The 18,422-nt window shown below is 72.0% G+C and carries 12 protein-coding genes and 1 pseudogene; 5 read left to right on the plus strand and 8 right to left on the minus strand.

Features of this window, described 5'->3' with window-relative positions; all coding sequences use genetic code 11:
* The first annotated feature begins 411 nt into the window (after window positions 1–411).
* The gene (locus OG395_RS15305) at window positions 412–1,596 is read left to right on the plus strand and encodes a M23 family metallopeptidase (RefSeq protein WP_327243435.1); all 1,185 of its coding nucleotides are present in this window, start codon (window positions 412–414) and stop codon (window positions 1,594–1,596) included.
* 85 nt (window positions 1,597–1,681) lie between these two features.
* Window positions 1,682–1,981 carry a hypothetical protein gene (locus tag OG395_RS15310; RefSeq protein ID WP_327243436.1) on the plus strand — a complete coding sequence of 100 codons (300 nt, stop codon included), beginning with the start codon at window positions 1,682–1,684 and terminating at the stop codon, window positions 1,979–1,981.
* Window positions 1,982–2,038: 57 nt separating this feature from the next.
* On the opposite strand, the gene OG395_RS15315 is transcribed toward OG395_RS15310, so the two are convergent.
* The 7 genes from OG395_RS15315 to OG395_RS15345 all read right to left on the minus strand — a co-directional run bounded on the left by OG395_RS15315 (window position 2,039) and on the right by OG395_RS15345 (window position 11,515).
* Complete coding sequence (locus tag OG395_RS15315; protein ID WP_266979663.1) at window positions 2,039–2,776, minus strand: ABC transporter permease; 738 nt, start codon at window positions 2,774–2,776, stop codon at window positions 2,039–2,041.
* Complete coding sequence (locus OG395_RS15320; protein ID WP_327249347.1) at window positions 2,757–3,734, minus strand: ABC transporter ATP-binding protein; 978 nt, start codon at window positions 3,732–3,734, stop codon at window positions 2,757–2,759. Before OG395_RS15320 ends, OG395_RS15315 begins: the two co-directional genes overlap by 20 nt.
* 106 nt (window positions 3,735–3,840) lie before the next feature.
* Complete coding sequence (locus OG395_RS15325) at window positions 3,841–4,956, minus strand: S8 family peptidase (protein ID WP_327243437.1); 1,116 nt, start codon at window positions 4,954–4,956, stop codon at window positions 3,841–3,843.
* A gap of 430 nt (window positions 4,957–5,386) precedes the next feature.
* On the minus strand, window positions 5,387–6,445 hold the full coding sequence (locus tag OG395_RS15330) for a sensor histidine kinase (RefSeq protein ID WP_327243438.1): 1,059 nt from the start codon (window positions 6,443–6,445) through the stop codon (window positions 5,387–5,389).
* Between the two features lie 3 nt (window positions 6,446–6,448).
* On the minus strand, window positions 6,449–7,141 hold the full coding sequence (locus tag OG395_RS15335) for a response regulator transcription factor (protein ID WP_327243439.1): 693 nt from the start codon (window positions 7,139–7,141) through the stop codon (window positions 6,449–6,451).
* Between the two features lie 132 nt (window positions 7,142–7,273).
* Window positions 7,274–8,101 carry a PAS domain-containing protein gene (locus OG395_RS15340; protein WP_327243440.1) on the minus strand — a complete coding sequence of 276 codons (828 nt, stop codon included), beginning with the start codon at window positions 8,099–8,101 and terminating at the stop codon, window positions 7,274–7,276.
* A gap of 726 nt (window positions 8,102–8,827) precedes the next feature.
* On the minus strand, window positions 8,828–11,515 hold the full coding sequence (locus tag OG395_RS15345; protein ID WP_327243441.1) for a LuxR C-terminal-related transcriptional regulator: 2,688 nt from the start codon (window positions 11,513–11,515) through the stop codon (window positions 8,828–8,830).
* Window positions 11,516–11,863: 348 nt separating this feature from the next.
* On the opposite strand from OG395_RS15345, the gene OG395_RS15350 reads away from it, so the two are divergent.
* Window positions 11,864–14,188 (plus strand): LuxR C-terminal-related transcriptional regulator, encoded by a 2,325-nt coding sequence (locus OG395_RS15350; RefSeq protein WP_327243442.1) that lies wholly within the window; start codon window positions 11,864–11,866, stop codon window positions 14,186–14,188.
* An 83-nt stretch (window positions 14,189–14,271) separates the two neighbouring features.
* Window positions 14,272–16,800, plus strand: a complete 2,529-nt coding sequence (locus tag OG395_RS15355; protein ID WP_327243443.1) for a helix-turn-helix transcriptional regulator — start codon at window positions 14,272–14,274, stop codon at window positions 16,798–16,800.
* A 51-nt stretch (window positions 16,801–16,851) separates the two neighbouring features.
* Here OG395_RS15355 and OG395_RS15360 read toward each other — a convergent pair whose 3' ends face one another.
* Complete coding sequence (locus tag OG395_RS15360; protein ID WP_327243444.1) at window positions 16,852–17,562, minus strand: helix-turn-helix transcriptional regulator; 711 nt, start codon at window positions 17,560–17,562, stop codon at window positions 16,852–16,854.
* Between the two features lie 527 nt (window positions 17,563–18,089).
* Here OG395_RS15360 and OG395_RS58350 point away from each other — a divergent pair.
* A pseudogene (locus OG395_RS58350) lies at window positions 18,090–18,267 on the plus strand (IS110 family transposase); the annotation flags it as partial.
* Between the last annotated feature and the right edge of the window lie 155 nt (window positions 18,268–18,422).

Below are 18,422 nucleotides of genomic sequence, written 5' to 3' on the forward strand. Positions count from 1 at the left end.
GGCGTGTGTGCACGGTTCCGAGTCTGGCCCGTCTTCCCATTTTCAAGTCCCCCGGACGCGAACAGTGCGTGTACGACTCACAACGAATGGGACCTCGCATGTGCGGCCCCTCGGTGGGGCTGCGCTCATCCGAACCTTCAACATCGATCGGTATGCTCATGCAGCCCACAGCGCCTGTCAACCGACCGGATGCGCGCCGCCACCTCATGATCGAAATCGCATTCCTGGTCCGGCCGGCGATTCACGGAGCTGCTTGTCGCAGGTCAGTGGGGATACCGGCGCCGAAATACTCCCGGGGCCGTCACCCTTTGGTCCGGTGGACGGTCGGGGACTGGGGACGCAGGACTAGGAAATCGACCATTCTTTGGAAGAGTACGAAGCGGACACGCGCCCGGCGGCTAGGTTCGACACATGTCACGGACCGGCACTGCTCTTCTCCTCCTGAACGCCGCCTTGATCCTCTTGGCTCTGACGGCCGTCCACCGGTACCTGTTCCGGCGCCTCGTCAAAGACGTCTCCCACGAGGGCTCCCCGTGGCGGCGTGCCGGCACGGGGCTGGTGTGGCTGCTCTCGGCGACCACAGCGGTCCTGCTGTTCGCCGGGCCCGCCGAGCCGCCGTTCGAGATCGCACGGGTCCTCACCCCCGCGGGTGAGGTCTGGCTGCCATTGCTGATGTACCTCACCCTCGCGCTGCTCCTGGGCGAACTCGTCCGCCTCCTGCTCCGCCGGGGCTTCGCCCGGCGGGCCGCCACACCGTCACCGGACGGACCCGACGCCCCTGGCGGGAAGGACCCCTCCCGGCGGCTCTTTTTCGCGCGCACCGTCGCGATCGGTGCCGCTGCCTTCGCCACGGCAGGCGTCGCCGCCGGGGCAGGCGGAGACTCGGGCGCACAACGTCCGGGGGCGCGGGGTGTCGAGCTCTCGCTGCCCTTCACCGGGCTGTGGCGTGCCAGGAACAGCCCGGCTCGGCGGATTCCGAGTCATGGGACCGAGTTGTTCGGCAGCAGTCACGCCATTGACTTCATCGGCGTGGACGACCGCCATCGCACGGCCGGCCACCGCAGCTGGCGGACCTTCTTCGCCACCGAACCGCCCGAGCTCTTCCACAGTTTCGGCCGGCCGGTCCTGGCTCCCGCCGCCGGCACCGTGATCGCGGCCCACGACGGCGAGCCCGACCACGAGGCACGCCGGTCGCAGCTCGCCCTGGTGCCGTACATGCTGGGCCAGGCCGCACGGGTACGCCGAGGCGCGAACGCCATCGCAGGGAACCATCTGATCATTTCGCTGTCGGAGCGCGGCCCCTACGTCGCGCTGGTGCACCTCAAGTCCGGCTCCGTCCAGGTGTCCGCCGGGCAGCGGGTGGTGGCCGGCCAGCACCTCGCGGACTGCGGCAACTCCGGCAACTCGACCCAGCCCCATGTGCATATGCAGGTCATGGACAGCTCCGACCTCTCGGTCGCCCGAGGCATGCCGATGCTGTTCCGGCGCTTCCGTGAATGGCCCGGCGGCCCAGGTGGGGATTCCCGGGTCAGGGAGTTGGCTGTGCCGGACGAAGAGGCGGTCGTGGAAGCGCTTCCCGCCCCGGCCCGGGACTGACCGGTCCCGCTCGTCCGTCGGCCGGCCCCGGTTGCCAGGCGCGATGCGCGGTGCGCGGTGTGCCGGGAGGGAAGCGCCGGTCGCAGTGGATCTTCTGCTGCTGCCGGACCGGGCCGACAGCCGGGTGCCCTCCCTGTTCGCCGGTGGTGTAGAAGGCCACCATGAAGATCCTGTGGGTCACGACGTGACCGGGGTGCGGGTGGCCGCCGTTCCGGCGGTCGTCCCGCACGGGCTGAACGCGCGCGGATGTCCGCCCGAGGGGAGTGTCGCCCTGGAGCCCCGGGCTGAGGACGGATCCGCCGGGCGACGCTCCTGGCTCAAGTGGGCCCGGCCAGGAGCGTCGCTGTCCGCGGTCGCGGCTCAGAGCCTGTCGGGTGACCTCTGATCGGGCGGCCACGCCCTGGCACGCACGCTTCCCGATCGAAGGTCACCCGACAGGCTCTCAGGGCCGCCGGGCGGTCATCCGGTAGGTGATGAGGAACCCGATGAGGGACCACACCGCCAGGACCGCGAAGGGGAGCGCTGCGACGCCCTCCGGTGGCCTGTTGAGTGTGTCCCGGACCGCCTCGGCCATGTACTGGAACGGGAGCACCCTGTGCACGGACTCGAACCAGTCGGGCAGCCGGGACGCCGGGAAGGTGATCGGCGAGAACATCAGCGCCACGAACACGACCAGCTGGGACATCATGCGGGCGGCCGCGGGCGCCAGTCCGTATCCGATCCCGTAGCCCAGACCGATGGCGGTGAACGCGGTCAGGAGGACGGCGGGAAGGACCAGCGGGCTGATGTGGAGGGTGAGGTCGAACCGCAGACCGGCGACCACAAGGGCGGCCACCATGCCGGGCAGCGCGGTGAGCAGGGCAACCGTGGCGTCCGACGCGATGAGGGCACTTCGGGGAACGGGCAGCGACCGGTTGAAGTCGAAGATGCCCTCCTGCTTCGAGGAGGCGACTTCCTGCGGGCCGATCACCATGCCGACGGTGATGAGTCCCAGCACCGGGGCGCCCGTCGCGAGGTAGAGGGCCGTGGCGTCGTCCATCTCGGGTACGAGATAGGCGAATCCGACGATGATGCCGACCGCCAGGAAGGTCTGGATGATGAGATTGAGAGGAAGAGTCGCCCGGCTGCGCAGCGCGGTCCATCCCAGCAGCAGTCCGTAACTACGCAGCCAGTGACTCACCGTGCTCTCCCTTCTCCGCGTCAGGTGCGGTCTCGCCGCCGGCGAGTTGCAGATACACGTCCTCCAGGCCGACCGGCACCAGGGCGAACTCGTCGACGACCCCCGCTGCGCGGAGTTGCTGGCCCCAGGCGAGCGCCGCCGACGCCGCTTGGGAGTCGAGGGGAATCGCCAGCCGCCGGACGGCGCGCAGCGGCGGGCCGGCGGCGGGGATGTGGCCGGGGAGAGGCGGGATGCCGTCGGCGCTCGGCGCCGTCAGTTCCAGTCTGAACTCACCGACCGTCCGGGAGCGGAGCTGTGCGGCCGTGCCCTCGGCCAGCACTTTGCCGGAACCCATCACGACGATCCGGTCCACGCTCCGCTCCGCCTCGGCCACGTTGTGGGTGACGAGGAGAACGGCACTGCCCCGGTCGGCCAGTTCGCGGATCTGCTCCCACAGCAGCCTCCGGCGGACCGGGTCCACGTCGTTGGTGGGTTCGTCGAGCATCACGACACGTCCGGGCGACGACGCGGCCATGCCGAACGCCGTCAGCCTCCGGACGCCTCCGGAGAGCCGTTCCCCTGTCGTGTCGGCCCATGCTCCGAGGTCCAGCGCACCGATCAGCTCGTCGGTCCGCGCACGGCTGTCGTGCTTGTTCATCCCGCGGATGCGAGCCATGGTCCTGATGGCCTGCCGAGGCGTCACGCCGGCCAGCGGCGCGTGGGCCTGAGGCATCACCGCAACCATCCGGCGGACTCTGGCGGGCTCCGCGACCGGGTCGCACCCGTCGACCCGGATGGTACCGGACGTCGGTACCGCGAGCCCGGCCACCTGGTCGATCAGAGTGGTCTTGCCGGCTCCGTTGTGCCCGAGGAGGCCGACGACCTCCCCTGCCTCGACCTGCAGGCTGACGCCGTCGTTGGCGCGCGTACCGCCCCGGTAGCACTTCACGAGGTCTTCGATGATCAACAAATCTTCCACCATTTGAATCGAGACGAGATGCGGGATTTCCCGGATCGCCGACGGTGTCCTCCTCGCTCGGCACGCGCCGGAACGGCCGACGAGGAGGCTTCCCGTGACACCGGCGTCAATACGCCAGCTGCAGGAGCTTGTTGGGCGTGGAGCCGGTCGGCACTCCGGTGAGCGCCCCCACCACTGCAGCACGGTCCAGGGCCCTGCCCACCGCGGCCGGGGTGGCCTTGGGGTGTCCGCCGAGATACAGCGCGGCCGCGCCGGAGGCATGCGCCGCGGAGACCGAGGTACCGGAGTCAGTGAACGTCCCCCCGCCGGGCCAGGTGGAGGTGATGTCCACGCCCGGGGCATAAAGGTCCAGCCCCGCGCCGTAGTTGCTGAACGAGGCGACCCGGTCGGCGCAGTCCGAGGATCCCACGGTGATGGCCTCGGCCACCCGTGCCGGGGAGGAGTTGGAGACGTCGTCGAAGCTGGCGCCCGCCGACATCGCGTACGTGACACCGGCGGCTATCGAGTTGCGCACTGCTTCGTCGAGCACCTCGCTGGCGGGGGCGCCGATGATGAAATTGGCCACCGAGGGCCCCTTGGCGTGCTCGGTGACCCAGTCGATGCCGGCCACCACCCCGGCGAGGGTGCCGCCGCCCTGGGCGTCGAGCACCTTCACCGAGATCAGCGTGGCCTTCTTGGCCACTCCGTGTTCGGTGCCCCCGATGATTCCGGCCATGTAGGTGCCGTTGCCGTGCTCGTCCCTGCCGTCCCCGCCGAAGGCGTCGAAACCGGGCCGGGCGCGCGGGCGGAGATCGGGATGGCTGTAGTCGATGCCGGTGTCGATCACATAGACATCCACGCCGTTCGCCGCACGCGGCGGGTAGGCGTAGGAACCGTCGAGCGGAAGCGAGCGCTGGTCGATCCGGTCGAGCCCGCAGGACGACGGGGCCGACTGCGTCAACCTCGGCCGGGCAGGCCGCCCCACCAGGGTGTTCTGCTCCACCCGCTTCACCGCCGGGTCGGTCGCCAGTCGCCCGGCCTGCTCTGCGCTCCCCTCGACCAGCAGCCCGTGCAGCGCGCTGTCGTATCTCTCCCGCACCCGCAGACCGTATTCCGCGACGACGTCCTGGCGCGCCCCCTCTTCGAGCAGCACCAGATAACTGCCGTTCACGGCATTTTCACTTCCGGCATACACGACGGTGCCCGCGTCCTTGGCGTATCCCGGGGCGACCACGGTTCCCATGCACAGAAGAACACCCGCAGCGACAACGGTGACGCACTTTGCGCGGCGACCGGGCGACCAGGCTGATGTCACTTTTTCTCCTCGCACTGAACGTCTCTTTCCGTTTGCACGACAGCGCCGACACCGCCCCGGTGCAGGCAGGCGGAACCAGCCCCCCGCGACCTGATGCCGGTGAGCGGCTGCCCCCACGGTCCCAGTGATGTCGGCTATTCGGCTGCCTCATCGCTCAAGCGCTATAAGAATTGCCAGTTTTTCGGGAGCGGCGTGACGACGGGACAGCCCCTACGGGACAGCCCTCAGGTGAATCCCTGGTTGTCGCGCGGCGCGTGCGGCGGCTAGCCCGGCAAGCAGCTCGTCGGCCCCGCGCACTCAGGCAAAACCTCGGCACCCGACCGGTGTTCCGGGTGGCTGGAGCAACGGATGGTCGGTTTCAGTCCGGTCGGCCCCGACCGGGCGTGCCGGACGAGGAGCGCACGGTGGGCCCGGTGCCGGCCCGGGGCAGACGGAGCCCCACGCACAACCCGTGCGGTTCGGCCGCGGCGAACGTCAACTGTCCTCCGATGACCGCCGCCATCTCGCGGGCGATGCTCAAACCGAGTCCGGTGCCCGGCTCTTCCCGAGTCGTGGCGCTCCGCCAGAACCGTTCGCCGATGCGGTCGAAGTCGTCCGGGTCGAGGCCGGGACCCTCGTCGACGACTTCGACGGTCGTCATGGGCCCGTCGTCCCGGAGACGTACCGTAATCCGCCCTCCCTCCGGACTGAACTTGATGGCGTTGTCCAGCAAGGTGTCCAGAATCGAGCCCGCGAGGGTCACGTCGACGCAGAGGACGGCCGACGACCCGGCCGCGACCACGAGCCGGAGCGAACGGGTTTCGGCCTGCGGCCGCCATGCCGCGACCCGGTCGGTGACCAGGTCCATTGCGGCCATCGGACCCGTCCGTACCGGGAGCGTGGTCCGGGAGGAGGCCAACTCCAGGAGCCGGCCGAGTATGACGTCCAGCCGGTTCATCTCCTCGCGGATCAGCTCCGCCTCCTCGCGCCCCTTTCCCTCCACGCTCAGGGAGAGCATCTCCATGCGAAGGCTCAACACGGTCAGTGGGTTGCGCAGTTGGTGGGAGACGTCCACCACGATCGCGGCCTGTTTCTCCATACAGGTGCGCACCGAGTCGGCCATGTCGTTGAACGCGTCGGCCAGCCGCCGCACTTCCACCGGGGCCCGGGTGTGCACCGACACCCTGCCGGACAGGTCGCCGTCGCCGATCCTGCGGGCCGCCCGCACCAGCTCGCACAGCTGACGCCGCTGCTGGGTCCACCGGAGCCCCACCAGGAGGGCCACGACCAGGGAGCCCAGGTAGGCCAGGTAGGCCAGGTAGGCCAGGGCGACCGGTCCCGGACCGCAATCGGCCTCGGGGGACGTCACGACGGCGGACGAACGGGCCGAGTACAACAGGACACAGCAGACGGACGCCTTTATCTGACGGATCGCCATCGCTTACGCGGCTCCGGGAATCGACAGCCGATGGCCCCCTCCCTCGACGGCCTCCAGCAGATACGGCACGCCGAGCCGTTCACGCAGCGACGAGATGTGGTGCTGCAGCGAGGCCTCCAGCCTCGCCCGCTGGGTCCGCAGGATCTCGTCGACGAGCTGGTCGGCGGACAGCGTCTCGCCGGGCCGCCGAGCCAGCGCGACGAGGATCCCGAACTCCTCCTCCGGCATATCGGTCGGGGCGCCGTCGACCAGCACGACCCCCTCCCGCACATCGATACGCACGGGCCCGGCCAGGAGCAGATCCCCGGGCGGATCGTCGGCGACCGCACCCCCGGACGGGCGGTGACGGCGCATCACCGCGCGTAAACGGGCCAGTACTTCCGCCAGGTTGTAGGGCTTGACGAGGTAGTCGTCCGCACCGAGGTCGAGTCCTCGCACGCACGAGGCGTGGTCCCCACGGGCGGTCGTCACCAGGATCGGAATGGAGCTCGCCGCCCGCATCCTGCTGCACAGAGTGAAGCCGTCGCAGTCCGGAAGGCCCAGGTCGAGCAGGACTGCATCGGGACGCGCCCGCTCCAGCAGCTCCATCGCCGCCTTGCCGGTGGTCGCGCACACCGCACCCACGCCTTGTTGGGCCAACGCCGCCCGGAGGGCTGCCGACACCCGCTCGTTGTCCTCGACCACCAGTAGTTCCACTTTGCCCCCGTAGCGCTCAGAGCCCTGACGCCGGTGCGGCGGTCCGCTCGGACATCCACCCACGCCGTCGGCGCCACAGTGGCGGCTCTCCACACATCAGGCTTCACCCTAACGAGCGTTGTGGATCAACGTCTACGGCCGCCGGGCCTCCGTGCGGGTCTCGCCACCCGCCCGGTCCGCTCCCTGGGGGTCGGAGCGGATGGAGCCGGGGCGAAGCCTGGGCGGCCAGCAGCCCATGCTGAACATGCCCATCGAGTACGCCTTGGCCGCCAGCGCCGTGCGATTGGGCACGTCGAACTGTCGCAGGAGGGCGCCGACGTGGTACTCGATGCCCTGCCGGCTGAGGAACAGTTTGGCCGCGAGGCGCACGGTCGGATCCCCCGCCGCCACGCCTTCCAGGACCTTCGCACTGAGGGGAGTCAGCTTCCCCTGCGGCCGCACGCGCGCATGGTGGTCGCCGGCCGTCTCCCCCGGCGTGAACTGCGCCATGATCGCCTCCACCCGTCCCGAGTCGTCCTCCACCGGGAAGGCGGTGAGTTCACCGGAGACCGCGGTGTGGTCGAAGCAGGTGTCGATGGAGAGATCGCCGAGGCACGCCTTGCGTCCCTGGACCAGTCGGCCGAACTGGCGCAGCACGTACTGCCGCACGCTCGGGTGCAGGAATTCCGCGAAATCACGCCCGCGCATCTCCTCGGGGCGCATTCCGCACTGGGCGCTCAAGGCGCTGTTGACCGACCGCACCCGGAGGGCCGAATCCAGAACCGCGAGACCGATGCCGGAGCGCTCGAACAGCGAAAGGAACACATCGCGGTATTGCTCGCCCGGAGTATCGGCGTTCAACAAGGAGGGATCGATGTCGCGCAATTCCTCGACGGGGCCCAGCAAGTCATTCTGCATAAGAGATTTCCCCTCGATCTCTTGCCGAAGCTCGCTCTTCGTACCACTCTCCGCCTCGGCCATGTACGACAAACCGTCCTCGCATTCCTCATTCCCTGTATTCCGGCCGACGCCGAGCAGACTAATGAGGCCGAACCACGGCGTGCAATGGGGACACTGGCACGCCGCCCAACACTGTGGTCGTCGCCGCACAGTTCGGAGCGACCACGGCGTCCCGCACCGGCCGGTACGGAGAGGACAGCCGTACACCACGCGTCGGAGTGCGGGTTCACCACAGTTCACCGGGAAGGCCGGGACGAGTCCGGAACGCACCGTCCTCGCACCTGAGGACCCCGACGGGCGACTCCGGATACCAGGGGGTAGCCCGCTTGGTGCACCGATCGGCCACCGAAGCGGGGGCGTCGAGTCCGGGCCCGGCGGCGTGGCGGCCGGGCGGGATGCGCGGTGCGGCACGGATGCGGCGAGCGGGTCCGGAACCGGCGAGCGGGGGCCGCCCGTTTGCCCTGCACGGCCGGCCCCGGGGCGCGGTTGCGCGGGCCCGCCCGCCCGAGAGCCTGTCGGGTGACCTTCGATCGGATAGCGGAGGCGGTCTGGCGCGTGCGATTCCAAGGCGGCGGGATGTCCTCGGATGGGGTCTCCCCTGCTCGAGCGAAGCTGAGAGCTCGGGGAAGGAGCTACTAGAACATTTCGGCAACGCGGGAAGCGTGCGTGCCAGGGCGTGGCCGCCCGATCAGAGGTCACCCGACAGGCTCCAAGCCGGTAAGGGAACGCCGGTGGTTCGGCGGGCGGTCAGAGTCGCTCGGAAAGCATTCCCGAGGACAAGGCGGCTCTTCCCGCCATCCGCCGCACCACCGGAAGCAGCCTGGTCCGCCCCTCCACGCCCAGTCGCTGGTAGAGCCTGGTCAGGGTTTTCTCCACGGCACGCCGAGTGACGCCGAGCGCCGCCGCGACCTCCTGATTTGTGTGTCCGAGAGCTACGAGGGCGGCGACCCGGCGCTCGGTGTCGCTGAGGGCGCCGCCGCCGGGCGGCAGGGCGCGGTTCGGATCACCGCGGAGGGTCCCGGCCCAGCACCGCAGGGCCGACTCGCCCGCCGCGTCGACGATCCGGTCGGCCTCGGCGAGGAGCTCGGCGGAGCCGGGCCGCCCGGCGGCGCGCAACCGGTTCCCGTACGCCGTCAACGCCCGGCCCAGCTCCAGTGTGTTGGAGCCTTCCCTGAGCACGGAGACCGACTCGGCCAGGAGGGACAGGGCATACCGGCCGCCCACGACGGTGCCCCACATGCGCAGAACCCGGCCGAGGTCGTACGGGGAGCCGGAGGCCCGGGCCGCCTCGCAGGCGCGGGCAAGGAGCCGGAGCGCGTCCTGCGGCCGGTCGACGCGGAGCAACGGGGACACGCACCACAGGTCCACCGGGAACAGCGTCCGGTTGCACCAGCCCGCCGCCTCTGCTTGGTGCGCCGCCTCAAGCAGGTCGGAGAGCAGGGCGGGCAGTTCGGGTTCCGGGGCCGACTGGGCGCGCATCGCTCGACGGGCCAGTCCGGTCAGCGGTATGACGGCCTCCTGTCGTTCGCGCAGCAGGGACCGCAGCCGCTCGGCCAGCCGCGGGTCGCGCGTCTCGACCGCCACGGACGTCAGCCCGACGACGGCCGACCAGTCGTCGTCCTCCAGCGGGCCGGGGGCCGCCGCGCAGGCGTCCGACGCGTCCACCCAGGCGTCCGCGAGCCGGCCGGCGTGCAGGGCGGCCAGTGCCCGCCAGCCCAGCAGCCGGGTCTGCAGCCGCCCGTCGCCGCGCCCTCGTGCCGCTTCGAGTGCCATGTCCAGCCAGCCGCGCACGGGTTCGTCCGCCCCGGACGCCGTGCCGGAGGCGATCATCAGGGCCGGCGCGGCATGGACGGAGGCGGCGGAGGCCGGCTCGTGGTCGAGCATCCAGCGCACCAGGGCAGCCGCCTCGGCTGCGGGCAGCCGTCCGCCGAGGATTCCCGCGTAGACCAGGACCGACACGAGTTCGCGCTGCGCGGCGGTACCGGGACCGGGCCCCGGGGTCAGTGCGCGCAGCCGCTCGACCGCGGCAGCCGGGGCGCCCGGGGCGCCGAGCCGGTGCAGTCGCTTACGGGCCTCCAGCCGCAGCCCGAGGTCCGCCGCTTCCGGGCCCGCCATGACCGGTTCTCCGACGGATTCCAGTAGCTGGGCCGTCTGCGGCGCGGTGAGGAACAGTGTGAGCGGCACGTTCGCCACGACCGCGGCGCGCTCTCGGTCCGAGGACAGCAACTGGTTCGCCTGGACGGCGTGGCGGAGCATGGCGGGGGCGCCGGTGTCCTGCTCCGCCTCGGACAGGGCCGCCAGGAACGCGCCGCGCTCCGGACTGTCGGGCGGGAACTCCCGCAGGGCGCGGCGAAGGCAGTGGATCGCGAGGGCCGCGTCCCCGCGGCGCAGCAGGTCGTCAGCGGCCTCACGCAGCACTCGGGCGGTCCCGGTCCACTCGCCGGGTCCGACCTCCAGGAGGTGGGGGACGATCCGATCGGGCGGAGACCCGGCCTCGTGGAGCAACTCGGCGGCGCGGCTGTGCATCTCGCCGCGGTCGGCGAGGGTCAGGCGGTCCTCGGCGATCTCTCGTACGCAGTCCCATAGAACGGGCGGCGTCCAGCGCTCCACGTTCCAGCCGAGGCGGAGCAGGGCGCGCGCGGCGGCGGCTTCCTCGGCCGGGCCCAGGTCCGAGAGGCGGGCGAGGACACGCGTCTCGGCGGGGCCGCCCAGGATCGCGGCGCAGTAGGCCAGCCGCCGTACGGGCTCCGGCTGGCTGCTCAGGACTGCGGCCACCCGCAGCCTCAGGTCCCAGGGCGCCGGCCGGGTGCGGGCGATGTCGAGGAGCTGCTCGGGGGCGACTTCGTGCACGGTCTCCACACGGTCGAGCAGCGAGACGACGAGTGCCGGGTTCCCACCCGTCGCGCGCGTCCAGGCCGAGAGCTGCGCGCCGGTGAGCACGCCGAGTTCTGCGAGCAGGGCGTGTACTTCCTCCGGACCGAGCGTGGCCGTCCTGATCACTGGATCCGCGGCTGCCAACAAGCCCTGCACCAGCGGCAGTTCGACGCACGGCTCACCCTCGCGCACCGTCACCACTGTGAGCAGCGGGACGGGACACGGGTCGGCGAACCATCGTGTGAGCCGGGCCAGCGATGCCTTGTCGGCCCACTGCAGGTCGTCGACGAGATACGCCGGGAAGCCGGCGCCGGATGCGGGCCCGGCCTGAGGGAGAGGCCCTACCGGGACGCAGGGGGAGTCGTGTCCCGGACGGCCGCCGCAAGCCCGCCGGACGGTGAACCCCTCCTCCGCCGCAAGGTCGGCGATGGCGTCCAGGAAGGCAGAACGGCCCGTGCCGGGCGGGCCGGTGACCGCCACGAGCACGGCGGCCCCGCCCCGCACTCGGCTCATCGCCGCCCGGATGGAGGCGAACCCGTGCGTCCGGCCGACGAGGGGCACAGGTGTCTCCGTTCACCGAGGCGACTGAACGACGCCGTCATTGCCGAGATCCTTCACCGAGGCATCCTCAGTGGGCGGTTGGGCCCGGCAAACCCTCGGCGCGCTCTTCACGATCTCGACACGAGGCCATCTTCACACGACACAGAATTGTCATATGGTAAGCACGTGAGGAGCCGATTGGATCACCCGCGTCCCCCCGCCCCACCTCCGGCTTTTCCACCCACGTCCTTACCTGCCGGCACCGCCTTCGACCGGTCCCCGCCCACGCACCGCCCGTCCTGCCGGATCCCCGTCGGCCGCTCCGGCGCCCGCTGCGTGGTGATGTTCGGGTCCGTCGACAGCTGGCCCGTGGACGCGATCGTGCGTCACATCGGCGACGTGTGCGGGCGGGAGCCGACCGTGCGACGCGTCGACTGCCGTCTCGACGAGGCCGGTGCCGAGCACGCCGTACTTCGGCGGCTGCTCGGCCTGCGCGGCGGTGAGCCGTTACCCCCGCACAGGACACGGCACGCGGCCCTTAAGCTGGTCGAGAAGTCGCCGGCCCAGGCTCCGCTGGTGCTCGCCGTCGGCGACGCCCAGTGGTGCGACGAGGGCACGCTCCGTTGGATCGACCGGCTGATGCGCGGCCCGGCCCAGGAGCCGCTGACCGTTCTGCTGAGCCTGGCGCCCGGCGTCCCGGCGCCCGCCGCGCCGGCGTTCCACGAACTGATGACGCGCGACGGCTGCTCGGTCACCGATGGATCAGACCTCTGGCCGGCCGGTGCCGCCCCGCCGTCCAGGGACACCGAGGGCCTCGGCCGGCGCGAATCCCGGCTGCTCCGGGTCGCCCGGTCGGCTGTGCTGCTGCGCAGCACCGACCCCCACCTCGTCGGCCCCCTCGCCGGACTTCCCCTCCAGGTGACCGGCCGACTCCTGGAAGCGGCCCGGGATCTCGGGCTTCTCCCGAGGCGGATGCCCGCGCGGTGCGTGCCACCACAGTTCGACGCACTGATGGCCGCGCTGCCCGACGCCGAGGGCGAGCAACTGCGCGCTCAGGCCGCCGAGATCCTCAACGACGCCGCACGGCCGGCCGGACAGGTGGCCGAGCTGCTGCTGGGGCTCCGCGCGCTGGACCGCCCCTGGATGAGAGCCCTGCTCAAGGAGGCGGCCGCCACTGCGCGCCGGGACCGCCCGGCGACCGCCGCGACCTATCTGCACAAACTCCACGAGTCCGCCCCCGACGACCTCGCCGTCCGCACGGAGCTGGCCGACGTGCTGACCGATATCGACCCTGCGGCCGCCCTGGAACATCTCGACGGCGTGCTGTCCCGCACCGACGACCCGCCGACCCGGGCGCTCGCCGCCGGGCAGCGCCGGCTCACCGCGCTCATGACGCATCGCACGCCCGACACGCCCGAAGGGCTCGGCGAGCTGCTGCGCGAGCTGCGGGAGTACGCGTCGCCTCTCTCCTGCGGCGGCCCGACGGATGACCTGGCGCTCGCCACCCGCGCTCTGCGCACCGCGCTGACCGGCGCCGACCCGGCCGCCGCGGTCGCCGACGCCCATCAGGTCCTGCGAACCGACCGGCCGCGCGCCGCGTGGGCGAGGGTTGCCGCCGCCCAGGTCCTCGCCCTGGCCGGCGACACCACGACCGCGCTCGGCCACCTGGACCGGACCGTCACGGACAGCCGGCGCCGCGAGGAGGCATGGGCCCAGTGCCACGCCGGGTCGGTCCGGGCGCTGCTGCTGCTGGAGTCGGGCCGGGCGGACGACGCGGTCGAATCCGCGCTGGCCGCCGGCCGCCTCGCCGAAGGGCAGGAGCGGACATGGCGCACCAGACTGGCGCCGATCAGCCTCGCCCTGACGCTGGTGGCCCGGGGCGATCTCGACCAGTCCGAGTCGGTCCTGCGTCGGCTCGACGACCACGGCTTCGACGGCTCCGTCCGGGAACACCACCTCCACCTGACGGCCAGGGCCCTCGTCGAGCGCGGCCGGGGCCGGACCGAGCAGGCCCTGCGGCTGATGGAGCAGTGCGGGGCGGGTCTCACCGCCGCCGGCATCAAGAACCCCCTGTTCACGACCTGGTGGCTGCACAGCACTGAACTGCTCATGGCCCTGGGACGGACGGGCGACGCAGCGGAACGGGCCGAACTCGGCCGGCACCTCGCCGAACGGTGGCCGACGCCCCGCAGCACCGGGCTGAGTCTGCTGGCCCGGGGCATGGTGGCCACGGGCGCCGACCGGGTGGAACTGCTCGCCGAGAGCGTACGGGTGCTGCAGGACAGCTCCGACCACCATTCCCGCGCGCTCGCAGAGATGCGTCTCGGCACGACGCTGTTGCGGCTCGGTGACGAGAAGGCCGCGCGCGGGCGGCTGCACGCGGCCAGGGCGACGGCCGTGCGGTGCGGCCTGGCCGCCGTGGCCGGTCAGGCACGGGTCGCGCTCGCGGCGGCGGGTGGCCGGCCCGCGTCGGTGGCACTCAGCAAGGCCGAGCGGCCCGTCGCGGAGATGGCCGCTGCCGGTGCGACCAACCGGACCATCGCCGACACCCTCTGCCTGACCGTGCGCACCATCGAGTACCACCTGACCAGTGTGTACCGAAAGCTCGGCGTCACCGGTCGCGCCGGCCTCGCGCACGGGCTCGCGCAGCCGGGTGCGCACGGATCAACACGTCTGCCGGGCGAAGAACGTTGAGCCCGCCGCCCCTTCCCTGCCCGGCAGACGCGTCCGGGAGGCTCCTTGAGCGGTCGCCCCACCTGGCGCTGCTCGAGCAGGCCGTGCGCCAGGTCGCGGAGGGCGGCGCGGCGACCGTCGTCGTGCACGGACGGCCGGGCACCGGGCGCACCGCCGTGCTCGCCGAGGCGGCTTCGCTCGCCCGGGGGGCCGGACTGCACGTCGTCACCCCACCCGCCCGCCGTACCGGCCCGCGACGGCTCCGCGACATCGCGTCGCACCTGTCGGCGCAGACGGCGTACGGCCCGGCCGGCACACCGCTGGCGGTCCTCGTCGACGACGCCGAGGACGTGATCCGTCAGGAGCACGACGCCGGCTGCGCGGGACGACGGCCCCTGCTGCGGGTGACGGCCGGCACGGACCCGGCGGTCCTCGGCGCGGACGGCCCACCCGGATACGAGGTGGCCCTGCGCCCGCTGAGCGCCGACGCCGTGCGGGTGCTGCTCGTCGAAGCGTACGGCGAAGAGGGCGGCGGTCCGCTCGTGCCGGCCGCGACGGCCGCGACGGGCGGCAGTCCGGCGGTCCTGTGCGCCGCTCTCCGGTGGTGGCCGGCGCCGGCGCCCGGTCCGGACGAATTCGTCGCGCTCGCCGACCAGGTGGGCAGGCGTCACGTGCGCCGCACTCTGGCCCGTGTGTCCGGGCGGACGGTCGCGCTGGTCGAGGCGAGCGCGGTGGCGGACGGCGACCTCCCCTTCGACCGGGTCTGCGAATTGGCTGGGATCCTTCCTCCGTGGCGCGAGCGGGCCCGTGCGGAGCTGGCCGGCACCGGGCTGCTCGACCAGGTCGGTCACCCGCGGCTGTACGACCCGCTGGTGGCCGACCGGGTGCTGGGCCTCATGGACGACGGCCGGCGCCGCGATCTGTATGAGCGCGCCGTGCGGATCGGGCGCGGGGATGGGATCCCCGAGCCGGTCCTCGGCCGGCTCGTGGCGCATTCCCGGACGGCCGAGCCGTGGGCGCCCCCTGCCCTGTACGCGGCGGGCGTGCACGCCCGGCGGTCCGGGGACGAAGCCGACGCGGTCGCCTTCCTCGAACAAGCACTGGACCGCGGGGCGTCGGGTGAGCTGCGCGCGAAGGTGCTGCTGGCGCTGTCGACGGCGCGACTGTCCCTGCGGCCCGAGGCGGCCGACCGCGGCTTCAGGCGTGTGCTGACGGAGACGTCCGGCCCGGACGGCGCCGCAGTCCGACTGCTCGCCGCCGACCTGCTGCTCCTGCGCGGCGGCGGAAGCAGCGTGGCAGCAGCCCTCGACTCGGCCGCGGCACGGAGAACGACATCCGCGGCGGAGCAGCGAACCCTGCTCGGCCTGCGGGAACTTGCTCTGGAGAGGGGCCCGGCCGAAGCGTCGGCTGTCCCTGACCACGGGGACGAGGCATCGCGGCCCGCGCTCGACGCGGCCGAGGCCGCGGCCGCCGCCTGGCGGCACTGTCTCGCGGGGCGGGAGATCGACACGGCCCGGCGGCTCGCCATCGCCGCGCTGGAGCGGGCAGAGGCCGGGCTGTTCGCTCCCAGGCTGGTCGCGGCGAGGGTGCTCGCCGTCACCGAGGACGTGGCGCTCGCACGGGTCGGGCTGCGGCGGATCGAGGCCGAGGCCCGGCGGCAGGCGGTGGGCCCCGCGATCGGGCAGGCTCTGCTGGGCCTGGCCGAACTCGCCCTGCGGACCGACGATCCGGACGAGGCCGGGGCCCGGCTGGCCGAGGCGCTGGCAGAGGTGCCCCGCACACACTGGCATCCCCGGAGTCTGCCGCGGCTGGCAGCGACGGAGGCACTCGTGGCCCTGGGCGACGGGCGACCGGACCTCGCCGAGTCCGCGCTGGTGGGAGCCCTGCCGGACCGGCACGAACACGGCGTCAGCGAGGGCCAGTTGCTGTTCGCCGGGGGCCTCCTCGGTCTGCACACCGGTCGCGCCGCCGAGGCGGCGTCGCACCTGCGCGAGTGCGGCCGCATCCTGCTGGCCCTCGGCTGCCCGAACCCCGCCGTCGTGCCGTGGCGTTCTCATCTCGCCATGGCGCTGGCATCCGCGGACCCGTCGGCCGCGGCGCGCCTGGCGGCCGAGAGCCTGGCGGAGGCCCGGGCCTGGAGCGCACCGGGCATGGTCGGTTCGGTCCACCTCTGGACCGGTCTCACCCTCACCGGCCTGCCGGCACTCGCCCATCTGCGATCCGCTGTGCGGGTGCTCGCCGGTTCGCCGGCCCGGAGACGGTATGTGCGCGCGACGGCGGAGACGTCCGCCGCCCTGCTCGACGACGGTCGGCCTGCGGAGGGACGGCGTCTGCTGGACGAGGCCGTCGCGGCGGAGCGTGCCGACGGGGGGCGGCCGGTCCCTCGTGTCCAGGAGGTCGTCGCCATGTTCGCCGCGCTGCCCAAGCTGAGCAGGGCCCAGCTGAGCCCGGCTCAGCTGCGGGTCGCGCTGCTCGCCGCCGAAGGGCGGTCGAACAAGGCGATCGCCGAGAAGCTGTCGGTCAGCCTGCGCACGGTCGAGCTCCATCTGACGAGCAGCTACCGGACGCTGGGCATCGCCGGCCGCTCCGATCTGACCGAGATGCTGGGGCACGCGGCGTCCGGACGGCGCTGACTCGATCTTCAACCTGTGCGGCGGGGCCCCGCATGCGTGGCGCCCCGCCCCTCACGTGCGCAGCGACTCGCCCGTCCCCACCAGCCCCTCGCGCAGGGCGACCGCGACGGCCTGGGTGCGGTTGGGACAGTTCAGCTTGGACAGTACGACCGCCACGCTGCGCTTGGCGACGTGCTCGGACACCCCCAGCGCCTGTCCGATCTGCTTGTTGCTCAACCCGTCGACGAGCAGTTCCAGCACCTGCCTCTCGCGCTCGGTGAGCAGCCCGATCGACGGCTCCGTGCGCGGCCGCGCCTCTTGGCCGCTGAACCGCGACGACGGCACCCACGTGGCCGGCTCAAGCATCAGCCGCTCGCCGTCGGCGAGCCTGCGCAGGGCGTCGTCCAGCCCCTCGGTGGTGAGGGCGTCCTGGTCCAGCACGCCGTCGCAGGGCAGGGCTTGGCCGGACGCGACTCGCTGCACTTCGGCGCCGGGCAGGATCAGCACCACACGGATCCCGTTCCTGCGGACCACCGCGGCCAGTTCGGCCGCCCAGGCGTCCTCACCGGTCCCGAAGGCGTTCACGCACCACACCACGAGCACGTCGCAGGAGAGGACGAGCGTCTGGATGGCGTCCACCGGGGCCGCCGCTGTGAACTCCTCGGGTTCGTAGACGGAGTACTGGTCCACATGGGCGGCCTCCGCCAGCATAGCGGCCAGCCCTCCACGAGCCACCTCCCCCCGTGCGACGACCGCGACCTTGACCGACCCCGACGTGTTCATGTGCCGCTCCCGTCCACCCAACCGACTGCCCGGTGTCTTTCGGCCAACCGGAATCTGTTCTTCGCACACAGTGGCGATTATTGCTCGGCGGAGCACGCTGTCCATCAGGCTGTTCTGTTGCAATAGTCCGACAGTCGCATCACCTTCGCAATGCGCGTAGAGCTTCCTGATCAATACGGCCACGAGCACATGACAGGACATCAGCGACTCAATGCGCTTTCGGTGTACACCTGGGGCGTGTTAAATCCCGTGGCCCCCATCGGAGTTGCTTCCTCCCGCACCGGAGTTGCTTCCTCCCGCCCCGCCTTGGGCCGATGCAGGTCCTGGATGTCGATGGGGGTTCGTTCCGGCCGAAACCGATGCCTCTGTGATGCCGGTGAACTCGCAGGCCGGCGTGGTGCTGGGGACCGCCCACAGGAACCATGGAGTGTTGCTGCGAGCACGTGCGTCAGCATTCCTGATTCACCCTGATCCTCGCGGAACGGCATACCGACGGGGAGGGAGCGGGAGCGTGAACGTACTGCACGACGGACGTCTCGGACGCGGCCTGGCCGACCGAGCTCCGCGCCCACGACCTGGTCCCGTCCCTCGTTCGCGCCCGACCGCCCGCTGCGGGGCCTGACTCGCGCCCGCACGACCGCCACCCGGGAACGCTCCCGGATCGTCCAGCGCCTGGAGAACCTGCGGGAGCACACCGGGATCAAACGTCTCCGCGGTCGCCTCCGACAGCTGCCCCGGCCACCACGAGTCCGCCGACCGCGTCAAGAACACCCGGAGAGCTCGACCGCACCGGGAAGGGCGGACGGGGCCGGCCGGCCTGCGGCGCACTCACGCGAAAGCTCACGGCTTTCCACCGCAGT

It is taken from the genome of Streptomyces sp. NBC_01320, assembly GCF_035974375.1.
GTDB lineage: Bacteria > Actinomycetota > Actinomycetes > Streptomycetales > Streptomycetaceae > Streptomyces > Streptomyces yanii.

Coding starts and splice junctions, on each gene's coding strand:
- OG395_RS15305 (WP_327243435.1), top strand. CDS start 412: ATGTCACGGACCGGCACTGCTCTTCTCCTCCTGAACGCCGCCTTGATC.
- OG395_RS15325 (WP_327243437.1), bottom strand. CDS start 4,956: ATGGGAACCGTGGTCGCCCCGGGATACGCCAAGGACGCGGGCACCGTC.
- OG395_RS15330 (WP_327243438.1), bottom strand. CDS start 6,445: ATGGCGATCCGTCAGATAAAGGCGTCCGTCTGCTGTGTCCTGTTGTAC.
- OG395_RS15340 (WP_327243440.1), bottom strand. CDS start 8,101: ATGGCCGAGGCGGAGAGTGGTACGAAGAGCGAGCTTCGGCAAGAGATC.
- OG395_RS15360 (WP_327243444.1), bottom strand. CDS start 17,562: ATGAACACGTCGGGGTCGGTCAAGGTCGCGGTCGTCGCACGGGGGGAG.